Source organism: Pectobacterium sp. 1950-15, from assembly GCF_037136835.1.
Lineage (GTDB): Bacteria > Pseudomonadota > Gammaproteobacteria > Enterobacterales > Enterobacteriaceae > Pectobacterium.
In genome coordinates this window covers 110,825-129,040 of sequence record NZ_JBBBQR010000015.1, presented here as the reverse complement: position 1 = coordinate 129,040, position 18,216 = coordinate 110,825, and the positions used below count along the sequence as shown (strand labels likewise).

17 protein-coding genes are annotated in these 18,216 nt (G+C 53.9%); 8 read left to right on the top strand and 9 right to left on the bottom strand.

All coding sequences use genetic code 11. From position 1 onward, the window contains the following. Window positions 1-64 precede the first annotated feature (64 nt). The 3 genes from ygjG to WCT94_RS16435 form a co-directional block, all read right to left on the bottom strand. A complete protein-coding gene (ygjG, locus tag WCT94_RS16445; protein ID WP_336870425.1) occupies window positions 65-1,471 on the bottom strand; it encodes a putrescine aminotransferase in 1,407 nt (468 codons plus the stop codon). Window positions 1,472-1,811: 340 nt separating this feature from the next. Next, entirely contained in the window at window positions 1,812-3,236 is a 1,425-nt protein-coding gene (patD, locus tag WCT94_RS16440) for an aminobutyraldehyde dehydrogenase (RefSeq protein WP_336870423.1), read from the bottom strand. A gap of 120 nt (window positions 3,237-3,356) precedes the next feature. Then, on the bottom strand, window positions 3,357-3,527 hold the full coding sequence (locus tag WCT94_RS16435) for a hypothetical protein (protein ID WP_336870422.1): 171 nt from the start codon (window positions 3,525-3,527) through the stop codon (window positions 3,357-3,359). A 258-nt stretch (window positions 3,528-3,785) separates the two neighbouring features. On the opposite strand from WCT94_RS16435, the gene WCT94_RS16430 reads away from it, so the two are divergent. The 4 genes from WCT94_RS16430 (at window position 3,786) to WCT94_RS16415 (ending at window position 8,317) form a co-directional block, all read left to right on the top strand. Further along, complete coding sequence (locus WCT94_RS16430) at window positions 3,786-4,295, top strand: RNA polymerase sigma factor (protein WP_336870420.1); 510 nt, start codon at window positions 3,786-3,788, stop codon at window positions 4,293-4,295. A gap of 99 nt (window positions 4,296-4,394) precedes the next feature. Beyond that, window positions 4,395-5,348, top strand: a complete 954-nt coding sequence (locus WCT94_RS16425) for a FecR family protein (protein WP_336870418.1) — start codon at window positions 4,395-4,397, stop codon at window positions 5,346-5,348. A gap of 257 nt (window positions 5,349-5,605) precedes the next feature. After that, complete coding sequence (locus tag WCT94_RS16420) at window positions 5,606-6,238, top strand: TolC family protein (RefSeq protein WP_336870417.1); 633 nt, start codon at window positions 5,606-5,608, stop codon at window positions 6,236-6,238. A gap of 738 nt (window positions 6,239-6,976) precedes the next feature. Next, window positions 6,977-8,317 carry an anaerobic C4-dicarboxylate transporter gene (locus WCT94_RS16415; RefSeq protein WP_336870416.1) on the top strand — a complete coding sequence of 447 codons (1,341 nt, stop codon included), beginning with the start codon at window positions 6,977-6,979 and terminating at the stop codon, window positions 8,315-8,317. 113 nt (window positions 8,318-8,430) lie between these two features. Here WCT94_RS16415 and WCT94_RS16410 read toward each other — a convergent pair whose 3' ends face one another. The 6 genes from WCT94_RS16410 to WCT94_RS16385 form a co-directional block, all read right to left on the bottom strand. Further along, complete coding sequence (locus WCT94_RS16410; protein ID WP_336870415.1) at window positions 8,431-9,147, bottom strand: aspartate/glutamate racemase family protein; 717 nt, start codon at window positions 9,145-9,147, stop codon at window positions 8,431-8,433. Continuing rightward, a complete protein-coding gene (locus WCT94_RS16405) occupies window positions 9,144-10,157 on the bottom strand; it encodes a D-cysteine desulfhydrase (protein WP_336870414.1) in 1,014 nt (337 codons plus the stop codon). The genes WCT94_RS16410 and WCT94_RS16405 overlap by 4 nt, the downstream gene beginning before the upstream one ends. 21 nt (window positions 10,158-10,178) lie before the next feature. Continuing rightward, entirely contained in the window at window positions 10,179-10,982 is an 804-nt protein-coding gene (locus WCT94_RS16400) for an ABC transporter ATP-binding protein (RefSeq protein WP_336870413.1), read from the bottom strand. Continuing rightward, complete coding sequence (locus tag WCT94_RS16395; protein ID WP_336870412.1) at window positions 10,979-11,752, bottom strand: ABC transporter permease; 774 nt, start codon at window positions 11,750-11,752, stop codon at window positions 10,979-10,981. Before WCT94_RS16395 ends, WCT94_RS16400 begins: the two co-directional genes overlap by 4 nt. A 6-nt stretch (window positions 11,753-11,758) precedes the next feature. After that, on the bottom strand, window positions 11,759-12,772 hold the full coding sequence (locus WCT94_RS16390; protein ID WP_336870411.1) for a taurine ABC transporter substrate-binding protein: 1,014 nt from the start codon (window positions 12,770-12,772) through the stop codon (window positions 11,759-11,761). Between the two features lie 65 nt (window positions 12,773-12,837). After that, window positions 12,838-13,860: a malate/lactate/ureidoglycolate dehydrogenase gene (locus tag WCT94_RS16385; RefSeq protein ID WP_194429899.1), complete on the bottom strand. Its 1,023-nt coding sequence runs from the start codon at window positions 13,858-13,860 to the stop codon at window positions 12,838-12,840. Window positions 13,861-14,179: 319 nt separating this feature from the next. Between WCT94_RS16385 and WCT94_RS16380 the strand changes: the two genes are divergently transcribed. From WCT94_RS16380 to WCT94_RS16365, 4 genes are all read left to right on the top strand, one after another. Beyond that, on the top strand, window positions 14,180-15,202 hold the full coding sequence (locus tag WCT94_RS16380) for an ABC transporter substrate-binding protein (protein WP_336870410.1): 1,023 nt from the start codon (window positions 14,180-14,182) through the stop codon (window positions 15,200-15,202). A gap of 54 nt (window positions 15,203-15,256) precedes the next feature. Next, window positions 15,257-16,123 (top strand): ABC transporter ATP-binding protein, encoded by an 867-nt coding sequence (locus WCT94_RS16375; protein WP_015839670.1) that lies wholly within the window; start codon window positions 15,257-15,259, stop codon window positions 16,121-16,123. After that, on the top strand, window positions 16,083-16,949 hold the full coding sequence (locus tag WCT94_RS16370) for an ABC transporter permease (protein WP_336870408.1): 867 nt from the start codon (window positions 16,083-16,085) through the stop codon (window positions 16,947-16,949). Before WCT94_RS16375 ends, WCT94_RS16370 begins: the two co-directional genes overlap by 41 nt. 117 nt (window positions 16,950-17,066) lie before the next feature. After that, complete coding sequence (locus WCT94_RS16365) at window positions 17,067-18,170, top strand: iron-containing alcohol dehydrogenase family protein (protein WP_336870407.1); 1,104 nt, start codon at window positions 17,067-17,069, stop codon at window positions 18,168-18,170. Window positions 18,171-18,216: the final 46 nt, after the last annotated feature.

Below are 18,216 nucleotides of genomic sequence, written 5' to 3'. Positions count from 1 at the left end.
CAGTAAGGGCTGACTGGCTTTCGGGCTGAACCTAATAGGGTGCTGCGTGTTTCCGTCTCGTTTTTCACTCTACCGCATATTCCTTCATTTTATTTTCGTCAGGCATCGTGCCATTGAGCTTCTTTAGCACTTCCTTCGCTTCCTTCAGCACGCGGGTACACTGCTCGCGCGTGATGGTAAGCGGTGGCTCAATCCTGACCGATTTGGCATTATTCAGGGTACCTGCCACCAGAACATTACGTTGAAACAGTTCCTTCGCGAAGGCATACCCGATCTCGTTTTTCTTGAACTCGATAGCCTGCAACAGCCCCATTCCTCGTGCTTCAATAATCAATTGAGGATACTCGGCCGCCAGTTGCTGTAAACCCTGTAGCAAAAACGCCCCTTGTATCGCCGCCTGTTCAGGCAGGTTCTTCGTCAGCAATTCATTGACGGTCGCCAGCGCCGCCGCGCAGGCCAGCGGATTGCCGCCGAACGTAGTGGTATGCAGGAACGGATTTTCAAACAGCACGGAGAAGACCTCTTCTGTCGCCACCGTGGCACCAATCGGCATCACGCCGCCGCCCAGCGCCTTCGCCAGACACAGAATGTCAGGCTGCACGCCATAATGCTCACAGGCGAACATCTTGCCCGTGCGCCCCATGCCGGTTTGCACCTCATCCAGAATCAGCAATGCCCCAACCTCATCGCATAATGCTCTGACCGCAGGCAAGTAATTTTCCGGTGGCACAATCACGCCGCCTTCCCCCTGAATGGGCTCAAGGATAATGGCAGCAACATCATCGCCGGTCTTCTGGCATTGCTGAACCTGCTTACGCATGGCGCTGATATCGCCAAAAGGCACATGATGGAAGCCGGGTAACAGCGGCATAAAAGGACGACGAAACGCAGGCTTGGCGGTGGCTGAAAGCGCCCCCAGCGATTTACCATGGAACGCGCCAGTCGCAGCAATAAAGGTATATTTGCCGCGCGGCGACTGGTAAGCCTTCGCCAGTTTCAGCGCCGCTTCAACCGATTCCGTTCCGCTATTGCAGAAAAAGCTGTATTTCAGATCGCCCGGCGTCAGTGCCGCCATCGTTTTTGCCAGCAGCCCCCGCAGCGGGTCGAGCAGTTCCTGACTGTGCAGCGGTTGTCTGGCGAGCTGGCGCTCCACAGCGGCAATCACATTAGGGTTGCGATGCCCAACATTGAAAATGCCGTAACCGCCGAGGCAGTCCAGATATTCATTCCCTTGGGTATCAATCAGCGTATTCGGGCCGCTGGCGCGCCATTCGACTGCGCCGTAATCGCCGCCGTTGGTGACAGATTTTCGGTACTCCAGAAAACCTGGGTTGACGTATTCACGAAAACAACTCAAAACTTCTCGATTCAGTGCCACCATGTCATCGTGGGATAGCGTGTCACTATGAATCCAATGCAGTGCCTGCTGAGTACACTCTAGCGGGTTAAGGTGGGCGTTTGATCTGGACAAAATGCGCTCCTTGAAAACGGACATCACGCGATGCCAATTTAATTAATGCACATAACACGCCAGTCGCCCGCCCTAAACCAGAATAAAATACAAAAACGCGATCTAAACCAAAAATTCAGCAGATGATTTGAACTAAATGAGAATGAACAAAATTAATAGCTAATTAGCATAGCGCATGCCAGTATGACGAAAATCACAGCATCTCGTGATGCCCCGGTTTTGCCCAGCACGCCCTCTTTTGGGGCACGCCGAGTCTGGACAAACGCGCTATGTCATAACCGGCTTCCCGTCCAAAACAACCTGTTCGGGATAACATTCCCCTGCGGCAGACCGACGATCCTCAGTGCCGGATCATGATATGGCGCACAATGGTGTAATCCTCCAGACCGTACATCGACATATCTTTGCCGTAGCCTGACAGTTTCTGCCCGCCGTGCGGCATTTCGCTCACCAGCATGAAGTGGGTATTCACCCAGGTACAGCCGTATTGAAGGCACGCGGCCAGACGGTGCGCCCGCCCGATATCGCGCGTCCAGACCGACGAGGCCAGACCGTAATGCGAGGCGTTGGCCCAGCCAATCACCTGTGCCTCATCATCAAATGGTGTAATGGAGATAACAGGGCCAAACACCTCTTTCTGGACGATCTCGTCTTCCTGCTTCGCGCCCGCCAGCACCGTGGGTTGGAAGTAAAATCCCTGCCCTTTCACTCGCTCGCCACCGGTCACCACCGTAATATGCGGCAGCGCTTTAGCGCGTTCGACGAACCCCACCACACGTTCCAGTTGCTGCTCAGTAATCAGCGGCCCCAGTTCGGTGGTTTCATCATGTGGATCGCCCATTTTCAGCGTCGCCACCGCGTTGCCTAATGCTTCCACGACCTTATCGTAGACGGCACGCTGCACATACAGCCGACAGGCGGCAGTACAGTCTTGCCCCGCATTGTAGAAACCGAAGCTGCGAATCCCATCAACAACCTGATCGATATCAGCATCGTCGAAAACAATCACCGGCGCTTTGCCGCCCAGTTCCATGTGCGTCCGTTTTACGCTCGAGGCAGTATGCGACAGAATATGCGCGCCGGTCGCAATCGAACCGGTCAGCGACACCATGTTCACTTTCTCATGCCCCGTCAGCGCATCACCGATGTCTGCACCACGCCCGAACACAATATTCACCACGCCCGCTGGCAGTATCTCCGCCAGCAGATGCGCCAGATAGAACGTGGTGAGCGGCGTTTGCTCCGCGGGTTTCAGCACCACGCAGTTTCCCGCCGCCAGCGCGGGTGCCAACTTCCACGACGCCATCATCAGCGGATAATTCCACGGTGCGATGGACGCCACCACGCCAACCGGATCGCGCCGGATCATCGAGGTGTGCCCTTCGAGATATTCTCCGGCCGCAGAACCACTCAGACAGCGCGCCGCACCGGCAAAAAAACGAAACACATCAGCAACCGCAGGCACTTCATCATTCAGCGCCGCATGGTAGGGCTTACCGCAGTTCAGCGATTCAAGCCTGGCAAACGCCTCGGCGTTTTCTTCAATGGCATCGGCAATCTGTAGCAGTAGCGTCGCGCGCGTTTTCGGCGTGGTCTGTCCCCAGTGTGCAAAAGCGGACTCGGCAGCCAGAACCGCTGCATCAACCTGGTGCAGATCGGCCTGCGCAATGGCGGCAATTTGCTCTCCCGTGACAGGGTTGAATACCGCCAACGCCTCGCCCTTACCCGCAACCAGCTTGCCTTCTATGAGTAATTTGTCGTGCATACATTTTCCTTACAGAGAGAAAACCGTCGTGTCTTTCACCACTATCTGCAAAATGTCTGTGCAAAAAACCTGCCACCTTGCGCCTACCTATCAATCCATGCTGCAACTGGCGGCCTTACGCTAAGTCGCGTTGCCCGATGCTTTCTTTGTCTGCGTTGCGGCCTGTCTGGCTTCTTCCGCCAACGCCTCGATCTCTTCTTCCGTCAACTGCTCTGATGCCTCATGCACCTTTGCCAGTCCTTCGCTGACCGTTACTTCTTTAGGATCCTGCGCTGAGTCCTTCGTGGTCATCTCGTCTCTCCTGATCAAATAATAAGCCAGCAAAGGTAAGTGTAGTCGATGGCGAAAATCCGCCAATCTGAAGAAGATTTAACTCTGCTTTTCGCTGCGGCATATGTGATAATAATTATCAATTACATTAAATTTATTATTCAGGGCCTTACCCCGTCGACGGACAGTGCCGTGCATTGCTATGAAGATCACTGTGACAAGGGAAAGGGGTTCTGTTGCCGCAGAGTCGGCGGGAAGGTCACCTGACGGGACGTTGGCATGTCAGAGTCTGAACTCAGAATGCTGTTCAACCACTATGCAGAGCGGTTAGAACGCTATCTCAATCATAAACTGCGCGACCCTCAGGCAGCAGCCGATCTGGTGCAAGAGAGTTTTTTACGGTTGGCACAACGGCTGGAACAGCAGAATGATGTAGACGACAAGAAGGCGTATCTCTATAAGACAGCAAATAACTTGCTGCTCGACCATGTCCGCCACCAGCAGCGCTGGCAGATGGCGGCATCCGTTGACGATACGGAGGCGGCGCTGGAATACCTGCCGGATGCCGCGCCCCAGCTCGATCAAACGGCCATCGCCCAACAGGAGCTGGAACGTCTGGCAAATGTGCTGTCGACGCTACCTGAACGCACGCAGTTGATATTTCATCTGCACCGGTTTGAACACATGACGCAGGCGCAAATTGCTCAGCAGTTGGAGATTTCCCTCAGCACCGTAGAGAAACATCTCGCCATGACGCTGCATGCGATGATGACGATACGCGCCTCGTGAAACGCGGCCCCCATCATGAAATAATCACAAATTATTTACGGGTTTATTGCCGCCAGACGTCTACCTATTTAGAGACCCCACACACTTCAGGCCTACGACATGAACGATTATCCTCCTGAAATCCAGCAGCAGGCAGCACGCTGGGCCATACGTTTGGCCGAAGCGCCGCTGGACGATGAACAGGAACTGGCATTCCAGCACTGGCTGGCACAGGATCCGCGCCATCGCCACGCGTTGGAACAGGCAGGGATGCTCTGGCATGGGCTCGGGTCACTCAGCGCCGAGCAACGGCAGGTGCTGCAACCACAGCCGCCGGCCACCTTTCTCATCAGGCGCGTTAATCGTGCAACGCAGTGGAAAATCGCGGCTTTGCTACTACTGGGCTTCAGTATCGGCGCAACCTGGATTTCAGACGGCATCCTCATGCTGCGCTCGGATTATCATGCAGCACATCAGGTCAAACACGTTACGTTGCCGGACGGCAGTGAAGTCGATATGGATGCAGGCAGCGCCATTTCGCTCGCCTATACGCCGCAAGAGCGTCGCGTCACGCTGCTGCAAGGCTCCGCCTGGTTCACCGTCGCCCCAACGACCGCACAGGAAAAACGCCCTTTCTTGGTTGATGCTGCATCAGGCACCACACAGGCGCTGGGCACGCAGTTTATCGTGCAGAATTCATCACAGACCACGACCGTCGGCGTGGTGGAACACAGCGTTCAGGTCACGGCAAACGGACAATCATTGCAGCTTGATGAGCAACAGGCGGCACGCTATACCGAACAAGGGATGACGCGGCTCCCCGGCTGGAATAGCCGCGAGCGTGGAGACTGGCGGCGCGGCCTGCTGATCTTTGATCAACAGCCGCTGGCGGTCGTCATCGCCCGTATCAATCAGTATCGCGCTGGCACGATCGTCATCCCTACGTCAGCGCTGCGTCAGCGTCAGGTCAGCGGCATTTTTTCGCTGAACGAGCTGGATGGCGCATTGCAAACCATCGCCACCGAACTGGGTGCCAAAACCGTTTCACTCCCCGGCGTCACCGTTCTGTACTGATCTCTTTCTCCCCTGTCTTCCCCATCCCTGCCACGCTGCTCAGGCGTGGCAATCTCTCACAAACGCCCTTTACGTTCACAAGACCGCAACGTGCCATAGAAAAAATTTAAATATTTTTTTACGGGTTCTGTCTTCTCAGCCGTCTTCATATTTAGGTAATGATTTTTATTATCATTTTCATTAATAAAAAAAGGGGTAAGTATCCCTTTGTTTATTAATGCTTATTGATGATTTAACGAATGGCAGACCAGGCGAAAATGTTTAAAAGAACACAACAGCAAGACAGCCGATTGTTACAACTGAATCCACTTTCTCTTGCCGTCGGCATCGCACTGTCGCTGGCCGTGGTGAAATACAGCATTGAGCGTAACCGGGCGGGTCACCTGCCGCAGGTCACACTGGTCGCCAGCACGCGCAATACGCAATCAGACACCGAAAACAGCTACAACCAGAAATACGATACGCGATCGATTGGTATCCGCGTCAGCGTACCGATTTTTGCTGGTGGCGGTGTCTCTGCCGCAACGCGTCAGGCGCAGGAGCGCTATCAGCAGACGGCACGGGAAAAGGACGAACAGACGGCGACAATACAGACGGAACTGCGTCGCCAGTTTAATCTGGTCACCAGCAGTCAGGCGAAAATCCGTGCCTATGAGCTGGCGGAAAAATCAGCACTGGCACTGGTTACCGCCACACAGAAGAGCGTTCAAGGTGGAGAGCGCGTGAATCTTGACGTACTGAATGCTGAACAGCAGCTCTACGGTGCACGGCGCGATCTGACCGAAGCACGTTATACCTGGCTGACGGCCTGGCTACAGCTGCGTTACTACGCCGGTACACTGGACGAGCAGACGTTGCGTCAGTTAGCGACCTATTTCGTACATACCTAGCGACACAAGTTCGGAAAACGATATAAGAGATAGCGCCGTGGCCAGTATTCGGCCACGCTCAGTTTAGAAAGGAAAATAAGTCGCATTCAGATATTCTAAAAAAATCATAAAAATTTTTATGCTAATAACCAATCACACTATAAAAATATTCCCCTTCGCACTCGATGTAAAAATAGCGGCAAATTCGTCAGCTATATTTCTGGCGTGAATAACGGTGACGCGGCAACCCTTTTTATTTTTTCTCCCCATCCTCGACGGCCTGGCGTTGACTTCATTATCAAAAAGGGATTCATTTTATCATTTTTAAAGTAATCATTTAAAAACAATACAATATGCAAAAATACCCCATTAGAGGTATCCAGAGTAACATTAAGGTTGGATTTTTTATGGCAATAATTAACGAAAATAAAAAATAGAAGAACACTGAAAACAACAAAATAAGAACGAAAATTTAATCACTTTTAAAAAACCCACCAAATCATTAACAACCTCACCAACTGACGCTCCGCCCCGCCATTAATAAATTAAAATCACAGTTAAATAACTAAAGAAATCATAAATGCGCCATTATTGCGACCGGGATCTTTTATTTTCCGGAAATAGCGCAAAGATAAAAATTAATAGATTTAGATCAAGAAAATAAATAACCACCCGTCCATATAGTACCCACAGTAAAAACTCACTTATTTTAATTCTAACTAATCAGTTCATCTTATAAAGCAATGCAATGGGGCTACTATGGACTTCATCATTCAATTAGTCATTGTCCTGATCTGCCTTTTTTACGGGGCACGAAAAGGCGGGATCGCGCTGGGTTTATTAGGCGGGATTGGACTTGTTATTCTGGTCTTTATTTTTAAACTGCAACCGGGTAAACCGCCCGTTGACGTCATGTTGGTCATCATTGCCGTGGTGGCCGCATCGGCAACGCTTCAGGCATCGGGCGGGCTGGATGTGATGCTGCAAATCGCGGAACGTATGCTGCGGCGTAACCCGAAATACGTTTCGATTATCGCGCCGTTCGTCACCTGTATTCTGACTATCCTGTGCGGTACTGGCCACGTGGTGTATACCATTCTGCCGATTATTTATGATGTCGCCATCAAGAATAATATCCGCCCTGAAAGACCGATGGCCGCCAGTTCGATCGGCGCACAAATGGGGATTATCGCCAGCCCGGTTTCTGTTGCGGTTGTCTCGCTGGTTGCCATGCTGGCTAACTTCACCTTCCAGGGTAAGCATCTGGGATTCCTCGACCTGCTGTCGATTACCATCCCTTCTACCCTGCTGGGCATTCTGGCGATTGGGATTTTCAGCTGGTTCCGCGGTAAAGATCTGGATAAGGATGAGGATTTCCAGAAATTCATCGCCGATCCAGAAAACAAACAGTACGTGTATGGCGATACCGCTACGCTGTTGGATAGAAAATTGCCACGCAGCAACTGGATCGCTATGTGGATCTTTCTGGCAACCATCGCTGCGGTAGCAATTTTGGGTGCCGTTGAACAATTGCGTCCGGTCTTTGCCGGTAAGCCACTGTCGATGGTGCTGGTCATTCAGATGTTTATGCTGCTGTCTGGTGCCATCATCATTATTGCGACCAAAACCAATCCGTCCTCGATCTCGAAGAATGAAGTGTTCCGTTCAGGGATGATTGCCATCGTCGCGGTATACGGCATCGCCTGGATGGCGGAAACCATGTTCGGCGCGCATCTGGAAGAGATCAAAGGTACGCTCGGTTCCTTGGTGAAAGTCTACCCTTGGGCTTACGCCATTATCCTGCTGATTGTATCGAAGTTCGTGAACTCGCAGGCAGCGGCGCTGGCGGCCATTGTCCCCGTTGCGCTGGCTATCGGTGTGGATCCGGCGTATATCGTGGCCTCTGCGCCAGCCTGCTATGGTTACTACATTCTGCCAACCTACCCAAGCGATCTGGCGGCTATCCAGTTTGACCGCTCCGGCACCACCAAAATTGGCCGCTTCGTTATCAACCACAGCTTTATTCTGCCGGGCCTGATCGGTGTGAGCACATCCTGCGTCTTTGGCTGGGTGTTCGCTGCGATGTACGGTTTCCTGTAATTCAGTTCTCTGTACCTAGAAGCCGCCCAGCGATGGGCGGCTTTTTATGCCGGAAGGCACGGCACCCTCACGGGCCGTCGCCAGCAACGTTGAAAAACGCACTATGCGTTTTTTTATCTTTGCTGCCAAAGACGAACGCAAGCCTGTGCCAATGCTCGTGTCGGATCGATGCTGATATCTCGCCAGCGTGATGATACCGTCTCCAACGCAGGAGGCACTTCCGTGCAGGCCAGCACCAGACGTTCCGCACCTCGCGCTACCAGCCGTGCGGCAAGCTGATCCAGCAAGCGTCCACCGTGCTGTAATTCTCCGCGTTTTACCGCATAGCATCCCGGCACGAAGAGTGTCGTCATTTCCTGCTCGTCCGGCACCACGGTTTCAGCCCCTAACTGCGCGGCAAAACGCTGCTGATACCACCCGGCGTTAAGCGTTCCGTGAGTCGCGATCAGCCCGATTTTTTGCGGTGCTTTCTTTGCCTCCGCAGGCAGTGTAATGGCGTGCAACGTGGCATCCGCAATGTGTACCAGCGGCGCATGGCTTTCCTCCGCCAGCGCATCAAACCAGTGGTGTGCCGTATTGCACGGCACCACGATATGGCTGACCGACAAGCGGTTAAGCTGCCGAACGGCATGCAAAAGCATCGGCAACGGCGATTCGCCCGTTCCTGCCAGTGCCTGCTGGCGGTCTGGAATCTGCGGCACATTCCAGACAATCACAGGCACATGATCCTGATCGCGGCTGGCTGGTGTTTCTTCAATGATTTTATGCAGCAGATCGACCGTCGCCAGCGGCCCCATGCCACCCAGCACACCAATCAGCGGCGAACTCATTGTGCGGCCGTCTGTTCAAACAGTTGACGGTAACCAAACAGTCCGGCTGACCCACCGGTATGGATGAAGACAATGTTTTCATCGGCGCGAAAATGTCCCTGACGAATCAGATCGATCAGCCCCGCCATGCCTTTGCCGGAATAGACCGGATCGAGCAGAATCCCTTCCAGTTGCGCCAGCAGCCTGAGCGCCTCCAGCGTTCCTTCGGTTGGAATACCGTACCCTTTGCCAACGTAGTCACTGTTCACCTGCACAGCACTGCGCGGCAGTTCCCCCGGAATACCGAGCAGTTGCCAGGTGCGCTGCGCTAATGCGTAAACATTCTCTTCCTGCTTCGCTTTCGGCGCTCTGACGCTGATGCCCAACAGGGGAATTTGGCTATGCGTCGCCGCCAGCCCGGTAACCAATCCCGCCTGCGTCCCCGTGCTCCCCGTCGCATGCACAATATGATCGATGCGCAGGCGCTGCTGGCTGGACTGAAACAACAACTCTTCCGCACAGGCGACATAGCCCAGTGCGCCGACCGGACTGGAGCCGCCGCCGGGAATGATATAAGGTTTCAATCCTTCTTTGCGCAGCGATTCTGCCAGCGTTTCCATCGCCTGCTGCATATCCGTTCCAGCGGGCAGATGATCGATAATTTCACCGCCAAGCAGATGATCCAGCAGCACGTTGCCGGAACGCTGGTAGTCTTCGCCGTAGTCCTCCACGCGCTTTTCCAGCAGCACTTTGGTTTTTAGCCCCAGCTTGGTCGCCGCCGCAATGGTTTGCCGTACATGGTTAGACTGCGTCGCGCCCTGCGTGATAATGATATCCGCACCCTGCTGTTGCGCATCGGCTAACAGGAATTCCAGTTTGCGGGTTTTATTCCCACCCGTTGCCAGTCCTGTCGCATCGTCGCGTTTGATATAAATCGTCGGCCCGCCCAGATAGGCAGACAGATTCGGCAATGCCTCCAGCGGTGTAGGAAAATGGCCCAGTGACAAACGGGGGAATCGGGCAAGGTGCATAATAGTCTCCTGAAATTCGGATTAGAGATTGAGGTGACGACGCGCTTCTTCACGAACGCGATGTAAAATACGCTGCTTCAAGGCGGCGTAGTCAGGGTGCTGTGCCAGAGTTTCAATGTCTCTTTCGCGGCCAAACGGCAGTGGGATGGCTTCTGCAATACGACCAGGACGCGCGGACATCACCAATACCCGGTCAGCCAAGAACAGCGCTTCGTCCACGTCATGCGTGACAAACAACAGCGTGGTGCCGGTTTTTTGCCAGGCAGATAGCAGCAGTTCCTGCATCATCAAACGGGTTTGAGCATCCAGCGCACCAAACGGCTCGTCCATCAGCAACACCTCAGGGTTCGGCAGCCAGGCACGTGCCAGCGCCACCCGCTGTTTCATTCCGCCAGAGAGTTGCCAGGGGTAGTGCTGCTGGAATCCTTCCAGCCCAACCAGTGCCAGATAATTTTCTGCTTCACGTTGAAGCTGGGCTTTATTTGCGCCCTGCATCCGTGGTCCAAACGTCACGTTTTCCAGCACGGTGAGCCAGGGAAATAAATTGGCCTGCTGAAATACCATGCCGCGCGAGGGGCCCGGACGACGAACAGGTTCATCGCCGCACAGCACGCGCCCCTTATCGGCAGTTTCAAAACCGGCGATCATATTAAGAATGGTGGATTTGCCGCAGCCGGAAGGGCCCAGCAGCACCACAAATTCACCTTTCGCTATCTGGAGAGAAACGTCATCCAGCACCGTTAGCGGGCCGCGTTGTGACGGAAATGTGAGGCTAACGTGCTCCACAACAATGTGTGGCGCAACGGGCTGAGAAGGTTCTGTCATGATGATTTCCCCGCCCACGGCACGAAGACGCGCTGTGCACCAACCAATAACAGATCGAGCACATAGCCAATGCCGCCTAATAATAAAATGCCCAACATCACGATATCGGTACGCAGATAAGCGCTGGCGTTCATGACCATCCAGCCAATGCCCGACGTGGCCGCAACCATTTCTGCCGCAATCAGGGACGTCCAACCGATACCGATAGCCAGTCGCACCGTGGTGAACAACTCCGGCAGCGTATCGGGCAAAACAACGTGGAAAAAGATCTGTCGGCGACTGGCGCCGAGCGTTTGTGCGACGCGGATACGGGAACGTTCCACGCGCTCAACAGCGGCACAAGCCCCCACCACGACGCTGAGAAACGTCGCGATAAAGATCAGGAAAAATTTGGATGCCTCACCGATTCCCAACCAGACTACCGCCAGCGGGATCAGTGCGATTTTAGGCAGTGGCCGGAGAAACTGAACGAAAGGATTAAAAACGGCAGCAATCGGAGGCGATAGCCCCATCAACAGGCCAAGCGGAACACCCAGAATAATGGCGACGCTGAAAGCGCTTAGCGCCCGAGCGACGCTGACGGCAATATGTTCCCATAGCGGCACCTGCCGATAGCCATCCTGCGCCAGTTCCCCAGCAGTCAGGATGATGTCTGACAGTGGCGGTAGCAGCAACGGATCGACCCACTGCTTCGCGCCCGCCACTTGCCACAACGTGAACACCGCCGCCACAGACGCGATACTCAATAATACATAAGACGTTCTTTTCACGACCCGTTAATTCCCTTTCGCAGCCTGCTTCAGATAAGAGGAATTAATGGAGTCGGCGAACGATGCAGGAATATCGCGTTGGCGAACTTCGCCGATACTCTCCAGAAAATGCGCCGTTTTTGCGACTGCCTGACCGATACCGCTGCGATCGGTGTTGCTACCGTCACCCAGCCACTGTGCCGTCGCCTGCTGTTCCAGCGTCGGGTATTCCAACCCTGACAGCGTATTGGTTGCCGTCGTAACGGGCGCACCGACTTCTTTTGCCACAATCGCCGCCGCTTTTTCCGGATCCTGACGGAACTCATCCACTTTCAACTGGTGTACGCGCAGGAAGCGCGCCACCGTTTCAGGGTACTGCTGGGCAAAAGCCTTTCTGACCACATAGTTGTTGTAAATCAGATACCCATCTTTTTGCAGATCTTTGGTCGCAAAAATAGCATGCCCGGCGGAGGCTTCCAGCTCCTGCGCAAATGGGGCCCAGACGTAGCCTGCATCAATGTCGCCACGCTTCCATGCCGCCACCATCTCAGCCGGACGTAGCGGAATAAGCGTAATCTTGCTGCGGTCGAGTTTATTCACCGCGATTGCCGCTTCCAGCGCGTACTGCGCGGTGGAATTTGGCGGATAGGCGACACGCTTACCTTCGATATCTTTCAGCGTGGCGATACCAGACTTGGCAATCAGACGCTCGTACGTGGCGATCACGCCAGATACACCGACGATCTCCACCGGCAGTTTCCTGACAATACCGGCTGTCGCCGGGCTGGAACCAAAGTTGGCGATATCTATCGCATTACTGGCGAAATAATTCAGCGCATCAGCACCAGAAGCAAACTGCACCCACTTTACTGGCGCACCCAATGCTTTTTGCAACGAACCATCGGCTTTAGCTAAGACTAATACCTGCGAACCGCCACTGTAGGCCACGCGCACCTCATCAGGATGCTTTTCCACCGCCAGTACAGATGTCGTGATTAATAACAAACCACTGACGCCGGCAACACTCAATCTATTTTTCATTATTTTCCCCTATAGAGTTAAATAAAAAATCAGTTAAATAAGTTAATAAATAATTAATTAATACATCAGGCCACTTTTTTATTTAAATAAGAGAGTTGTCCCCAACTGACATCATCGACAAAAATACCGTTCTCCTGCCGCTGGCGATAGGTTTGTTTTTCTTTATCGCCCGGCAGTAATAATTCATTATCATCGCGGGATTGGCGCACCCATTCTAATAACGCAGGTATTTCCTGCTGATAGGTGGCCGCACCGCCTAATTTCTGCGGATCGATTAAAATCGACAGCATACTGTTAATAATCTGCTTGCCCTCGCCTTTCGCCGTGCGCTCGGTTTTCCCACCGGTCAGCGCCGCCCCCAGTAAAGAGCAAACCAGCGATAGCCCCGATCCTTTATGCTCGCCAAACGGCAACAGCGCGCCCAAGGGTTGTTCCATCAGCCAGCGAGGATCGACCGTCGGGTTACCTTCGTTATCGACGATGCAGCCGGGCGCGACCGATTTGCCCTCGTTCCAGGCGATACGCGCTTTGTTACCTGCAATCACGCTGGTAGCAAAATCCAGAATCACCGGATCGTCGTGTTCAACCGGAATCCCTGCACAGAACGGGTTCGTCCCGAAGCGCGCCTGCTGCCCCTGCCACGGCAGCACCACTGGTTTGGTATACACATTGGCGAAATGCAGCGATACCAACCCGGCTTCTGCGGCCTGTTCCGCCCACGCGCCGATACGCCCCAAATGGTGTGCGTTGGCTAAACTCACCACCGCCAGACCGTGCGTTTGCGCACGCGCAATGCCTTCCGTCAGTGCCTGCTTTGCGACCACCTGCCCGAAGCCCTGCTGCCCGTCAAACGAAATGAGCGGACCGAAATCCAGCGTTTTCTCCGCCAGTGCGTGGGGCGAAAGCCCACCTTCCCGAATAGCGTCGATATAGCGCGGCAACATACTGACGCCGTGCGAGTCATGCCCCTTCAGGCTGGATTCAACGAGATTATCCGCCACCGTTCCGGCAATTGATGCATCGACGTCATTCTCTGTCAGGCGGTCACGTAAATAATCGCGTAAATAATGATGAGTAAAGACAGGCATATTTTTCTCGGTATAAAGAATAGCAATTAACATTGTCGCCACTATAACGCGCCGATTTTTATCCATAAGTGACAAATAAGACTATCTATAGCGAATATTTAGCTAAGGCGGTTATTTACTTGTTTTCTCTTATTCAGCACCAATTAAAATCGCCTTTCTTCTAACTTATTCCAAAAAACACTTTATCAGCGACACGCCAAGAAAATAGGATGCCTTCTTTCATACCTCCCTTATTACGTATTCTTTATTGAAATAATAAATGATGGCTCTGAACTACTTTATTGCCGATTCTATTACTATTAAAAATGAGACAACACTGATGAATCACTCACTCCCCGCGAAAAAATCGACACGTTTCACACGCCTTGCTGCCCTAATCGGCCTGACGCTAACGGCCTTTGGCGCCAGTGCGGAAGGCAGCATCAGCATTGCGCAGCAGTTTGGCATCGGCTACCTGGTTCTGGATGTGGTGCGCGACCAGAACCTGATAGAGAAGCACGGTAAGCAGCAGGGCCTGGATATCAAGGTAGACTGGCGCACACTTTCTGGTGCGACGGCGATTAACGAAGCCCTGCTATCCGGCGCGCTGGATGTGGCCTCCGCCGGGGTTCCGCCAATGCTGACCGTATGGGATCGCACACAGGGTCGCCAGAATGTGAAAGCAATCGCCTCGCTCGGTTCGATGCCCAACTATTTACTCAGCAATAACCCAGCAGTGAAATCTATCCGCGATCTGAGCGATAAAGACCGTATCGCCGTGCCTGCGGCAGGTGTAGGTTTCCAGTCTCGCACGCTGCAAATCGAAACCGCGAAGCTCTATGGCGCGGAAGATTTCAAACGTTTCGATAAGATTTCTGTCAGCCTGCCGCATCCCGATGCCAGCGCGGCGCTGATCGCGGGGGGTTCCGAAATCAATGCACACTTTTCCAGCCCTCCGTTCCAATATCAGGCGTTGGAACATGCCAATGTGCACAAGATTCTAAGCTCTTATGACGTACTGGGCGGTCAGGCAACGTTCAACGTGCTCTACACCACGCAGAAATTCCATGATGAAAACCCGAAAACCTACCGCGCCTTCTATGAAGCGCTGAAAGAAGCGTCCCAGATTATCAAAGCAGATAAAGTCGCGGCGGCAGAAACCTATATTCGGGTAGAAAAATCGAAGCTGGATCCTGAACTGGTCAAACGTATCGTCGCCGATCCCGAAATCGATTTCACTATCACGCCAGAACGCACCTACGTTTATGCCGAAAAGTTGCAACAGCTTGGCGTGCTGAAAAACAAAGCCGCCTCCTGGAAGGACTATTTCTTTGCTGAAATCCACGACCAACCGGGTAGCTAAGCGGTCAGCACGACCCCATTCGACAAGCATCTCGTCGCTACGCAGGAGAACAATATGACACACCACTCCCACGATACCGTCGCCCAGCCGCTGTTGCAGGTTGATGGCGTCGGACTGGAATATCGAACCCGTCGTAGTTTGGTTCGCGCCACCCATGATGTGAGTTTCGACGTCTTTCCCGCCGAGCGCTTTGTACTCTTAGGGCCTTCAGGCTGTGGTAAATCCAGCCTGCTCAAATCTATCGGCGGTTTTTTGTCTCCGGTAGACGGCGAAATCCGCCTTGAAGGTCAGCCAGTCACACGTCCGGGCCCGGATCGCATCATGGTCTTTCAGGAATTTGATCAACTGCCGCCGTGGAAAACTGTGCTGGAAAATACGCTGTTTCCGCTGGTTGCCAGCCGTCAGGCAACACGAGCCGAAGCCGAGGAACGCGCACGTTATTTTCTTGATAAGGTCGGGCTGGCGAAATTTGCCGATGCCTATCCGCATACGTTATCCGGTGGAATGAAGCAACGCGTCGCCATCGCGCGGGCGCTGACCATGCAGCCGAAAGTGCTGCTCATGGATGAGCCATTCGCCGCGCTGGATGCGCTGACCCGACGCAAAATGCAGGAAGAACTGCTGGCGCTGTGGGAAGAGGTGCGATTCACGCTGCTGTTTGTCACCCACTCGATTGAAGAAGCGCTGATCGTCGGCAGCCGGGTTTTACTGCTCTCCCCCCATCCGGGTCGTGTGCGAGCGGAAATCAACTGCCATCAGTTCGCGCTGAGCGACCAGGGCAGTGAAGCTTTTCAAACCACCGCACAGCGTATTCACCATCTTCTTTTTCCAACTGATACTGACGTGCCTTCCCCCGTCACCTCTACGCAAGGTAAATCTTATGAGCATACAGCCCCCCGTGCGGCCCGAGTATCAGCGTGAACTGGCGCCGCTGAAAGACTTCACACTGACCCAGCCTCTGCCGCTGACCACGCGCCTGTGGAATCAAACCTGGATTCGCAAGCTGGTGCTGTTGGCAGGGCTGCTATTGCTGTGGGAGTTCGCCGCACGCTGGCAAAACAACGATCTGATGCTGCCGGGTTTCCTGCAAACCTTTCAGGCATTTCGCGACGATCTCGCCAGCGGCGAACTGCCGCATAAGATGGTGGTTTCCCTCGGCACATTGCTAAAAGGCTATGTCATTGGCAGCCTGCTGGCACTGGCCCTCAGCGCGTTGGCGGTATCCACCCGTTTTGGTCGCGATCTCTTAGGCACCTTAACCTCTATGTTCAACCCGCTCCCTGCGATTGCGTTACTGCCGTTAGCGCTGCTGTGGTTTGGACTGGGAGAAAAGAGTCTGGTCTTCGTTCTCGTCCACTCCGTGATGTGGCCGATGGCGCTGAATACCTATTCCGGCTTTCTCGGCGTTTCGGAAACGCTGCGTATGGCAGGCCGCAACTACGGCCTGACAGGCTTTCGCTATATCAACACGATCCTGATCCCCGCTGCGCTGCCGTCGATTCTCTCCGGTCTGAAGATCGGCTGGGCATTTGCCTGGCGTACCCTGATCGCCGCTGAGCTGGTCTTCGGCGCATCCAGCGGCAATGGCGGTTTGGGCTGGTACATCTTCCAGAACCGTAATGAGCTTTATACTGACCGTGTTTTCGCCGGGCTGGCGTCCGTCATCATCATCGGGCTGCTGGTTGAAGGGCTGGTGTTTTCCACCATCGAAAAGGTCACGGTGAAACGCTGGGGAATGCAGCGCTAAACGCCATTCTGGTTATGCGAAATCTAGCCATTGATAGCCAGAATTGTTCTTTTGCGGCGCTCGATATCGCTGTTACAACTGATTTGTCTTTTCCCACAGAGATGAGAGATCGCGAACATGATTGCAATACAAGCGCCACAAACCTATCTGAATCGTGACGGCGTCATTCGTTCTGTCGGTGACTATGCGGCTCCCTACGCCAACACCATACTGATTATTACCAGTCCACAGGCATGGAAAACGACGGCGGATGCTGTCGAACGCAGCCTCAATGAGCACGGCTTGCGCTATCAGGTCGAATTTTTGCCGGGTGATTGCACCAAACCCGCGATCGAGGCGCTGACCGCACAGGCGCGTGCCTTCAACGCAGAACTGATTTTAGGCATTGGCGGCGGGCGTGTGCTGGATGTCGCCAAAGCCGTCGGCGACATTGTGGGACAGTTGCCCGTCATCGCCGTCCCCACCATTGCCGCTACCTGCGCCGCTTGGTCACCGATCAGCGTGATATACAGCGACAGCGGTGCGCACAACGGCCCCTTTCCGCTGACGCGGTTACCGGTGTGGGTACTGGTGGACAGCGAGATCATCGCTCACAGCCCTTCGCGTTATCTCAAAGCCGGTATCGTGGATGCGCTGGCGAAGTGGTATGAATTCCAACCTTATTTGCGCCACGGCGATGACGGGCTGGCATTAGCGCTTAAAGCACAGGCGGCGAAACTGGCTGTGGAAACATTTAATGCGTATGGCGAACAGGCCATCGCAGATAACGAGCAAGGTCTGGTCACGCCGGCGCTGCGCCGTGTGATCGATGCCGTTATCGCGCTGGCGGGCGTCGCGAACAGTATGAAAGATGAGGTGCCACGCATCGGCGTTGCCCATGCCATTCACAACAGCATGACGCGCCTGCCGGAACTGCACGACTGGCTGCATGGTGAGAAAGTCGGTTTTGGTCTGGCCGCACAGGCATTTCTGGAACACGATAACGATGCCGACCGCGAAGAACTCTTCGCCCAACTGCGTCGCTACGGCAGCCCGATAACGCTAAGCGCTCTCGGTCTGAACGAACGCCCACAGCTAGTGGAAAACATCGCGCAGCACGTGAAAATCGCACCGAAAATTGCCTCACGACTGCCTTTCGCCACAGATGCCGAACGAATCCAACAGGCGCTGTGGCGCACGCAAACGTTAGAAACGGGTGTGATAAATAGCTACGCGGCCTAGTTGATAATCACCCTTCAGAATGGAAACGGGTGCATTGAATAACCGA

Excerpts from the sequence above, each read along its gene's own strand:
- WCT94_RS16380 (WP_336870410.1), top strand. The coding sequence starts at position 14,180 with ATGAATCACTCACTCCCCGCGAAAAAATCGACACGTTTCACACGCCTT.
- WCT94_RS16365 (WP_336870407.1), top strand. The coding sequence starts at position 17,067 with ATGATTGCAATACAAGCGCCACAAACCTATCTGAATCGTGACGGCGTC.
- WCT94_RS16410 (WP_336870415.1), bottom strand. The coding sequence starts at position 9,147 with ATGAGTTCGCCGCTGATTGGTGTGCTGGGTGGCATGGGGCCGCTGGCG.
- patD (WP_336870423.1), bottom strand. The coding sequence starts at position 3,236 with ATGCACGACAAATTACTCATAGAAGGCAAGCTGGTTGCGGGTAAGGGC.
- WCT94_RS16420 (WP_336870417.1), top strand. The coding sequence starts at position 5,606 with ATGTTTAAAAGAACACAACAGCAAGACAGCCGATTGTTACAACTGAAT.
- WCT94_RS16415 (WP_336870416.1), top strand. The coding sequence starts at position 6,977 with ATGGACTTCATCATTCAATTAGTCATTGTCCTGATCTGCCTTTTTTAC.
- WCT94_RS16405 (WP_336870414.1), bottom strand. The coding sequence starts at position 10,157 with ATGCACCTTGCCCGATTCCCCCGTTTGTCACTGGGCCATTTTCCTACA.
- WCT94_RS16425 (WP_336870418.1), top strand. The coding sequence starts at position 4,395 with ATGAACGATTATCCTCCTGAAATCCAGCAGCAGGCAGCACGCTGGGCC.
- WCT94_RS16435 (WP_336870422.1), bottom strand. The coding sequence starts at position 3,527 with ATGACCACGAAGGACTCAGCGCAGGATCCTAAAGAAGTAACGGTCAGC.
- WCT94_RS16370 (WP_336870408.1), top strand. The coding sequence starts at position 16,083 with ATGAGCATACAGCCCCCCGTGCGGCCCGAGTATCAGCGTGAACTGGCG.
- WCT94_RS16385 (WP_194429899.1), bottom strand. The coding sequence starts at position 13,860 with ATGCCTGTCTTTACTCATCATTATTTACGCGATTATTTACGTGACCGC.
- WCT94_RS16390 (WP_336870411.1), bottom strand. The coding sequence starts at position 12,772 with ATGAAAAATAGATTGAGTGTTGCCGGCGTCAGTGGTTTGTTATTAATC.
- WCT94_RS16400 (WP_336870413.1), bottom strand. The coding sequence starts at position 10,982 with ATGACAGAACCTTCTCAGCCCGTTGCGCCACACATTGTTGTGGAGCAC.
- WCT94_RS16430 (WP_336870420.1), top strand. The coding sequence starts at position 3,786 with ATGTCAGAGTCTGAACTCAGAATGCTGTTCAACCACTATGCAGAGCGG.
- WCT94_RS16375 (WP_015839670.1), top strand. The coding sequence starts at position 15,257 with ATGACACACCACTCCCACGATACCGTCGCCCAGCCGCTGTTGCAGGTT.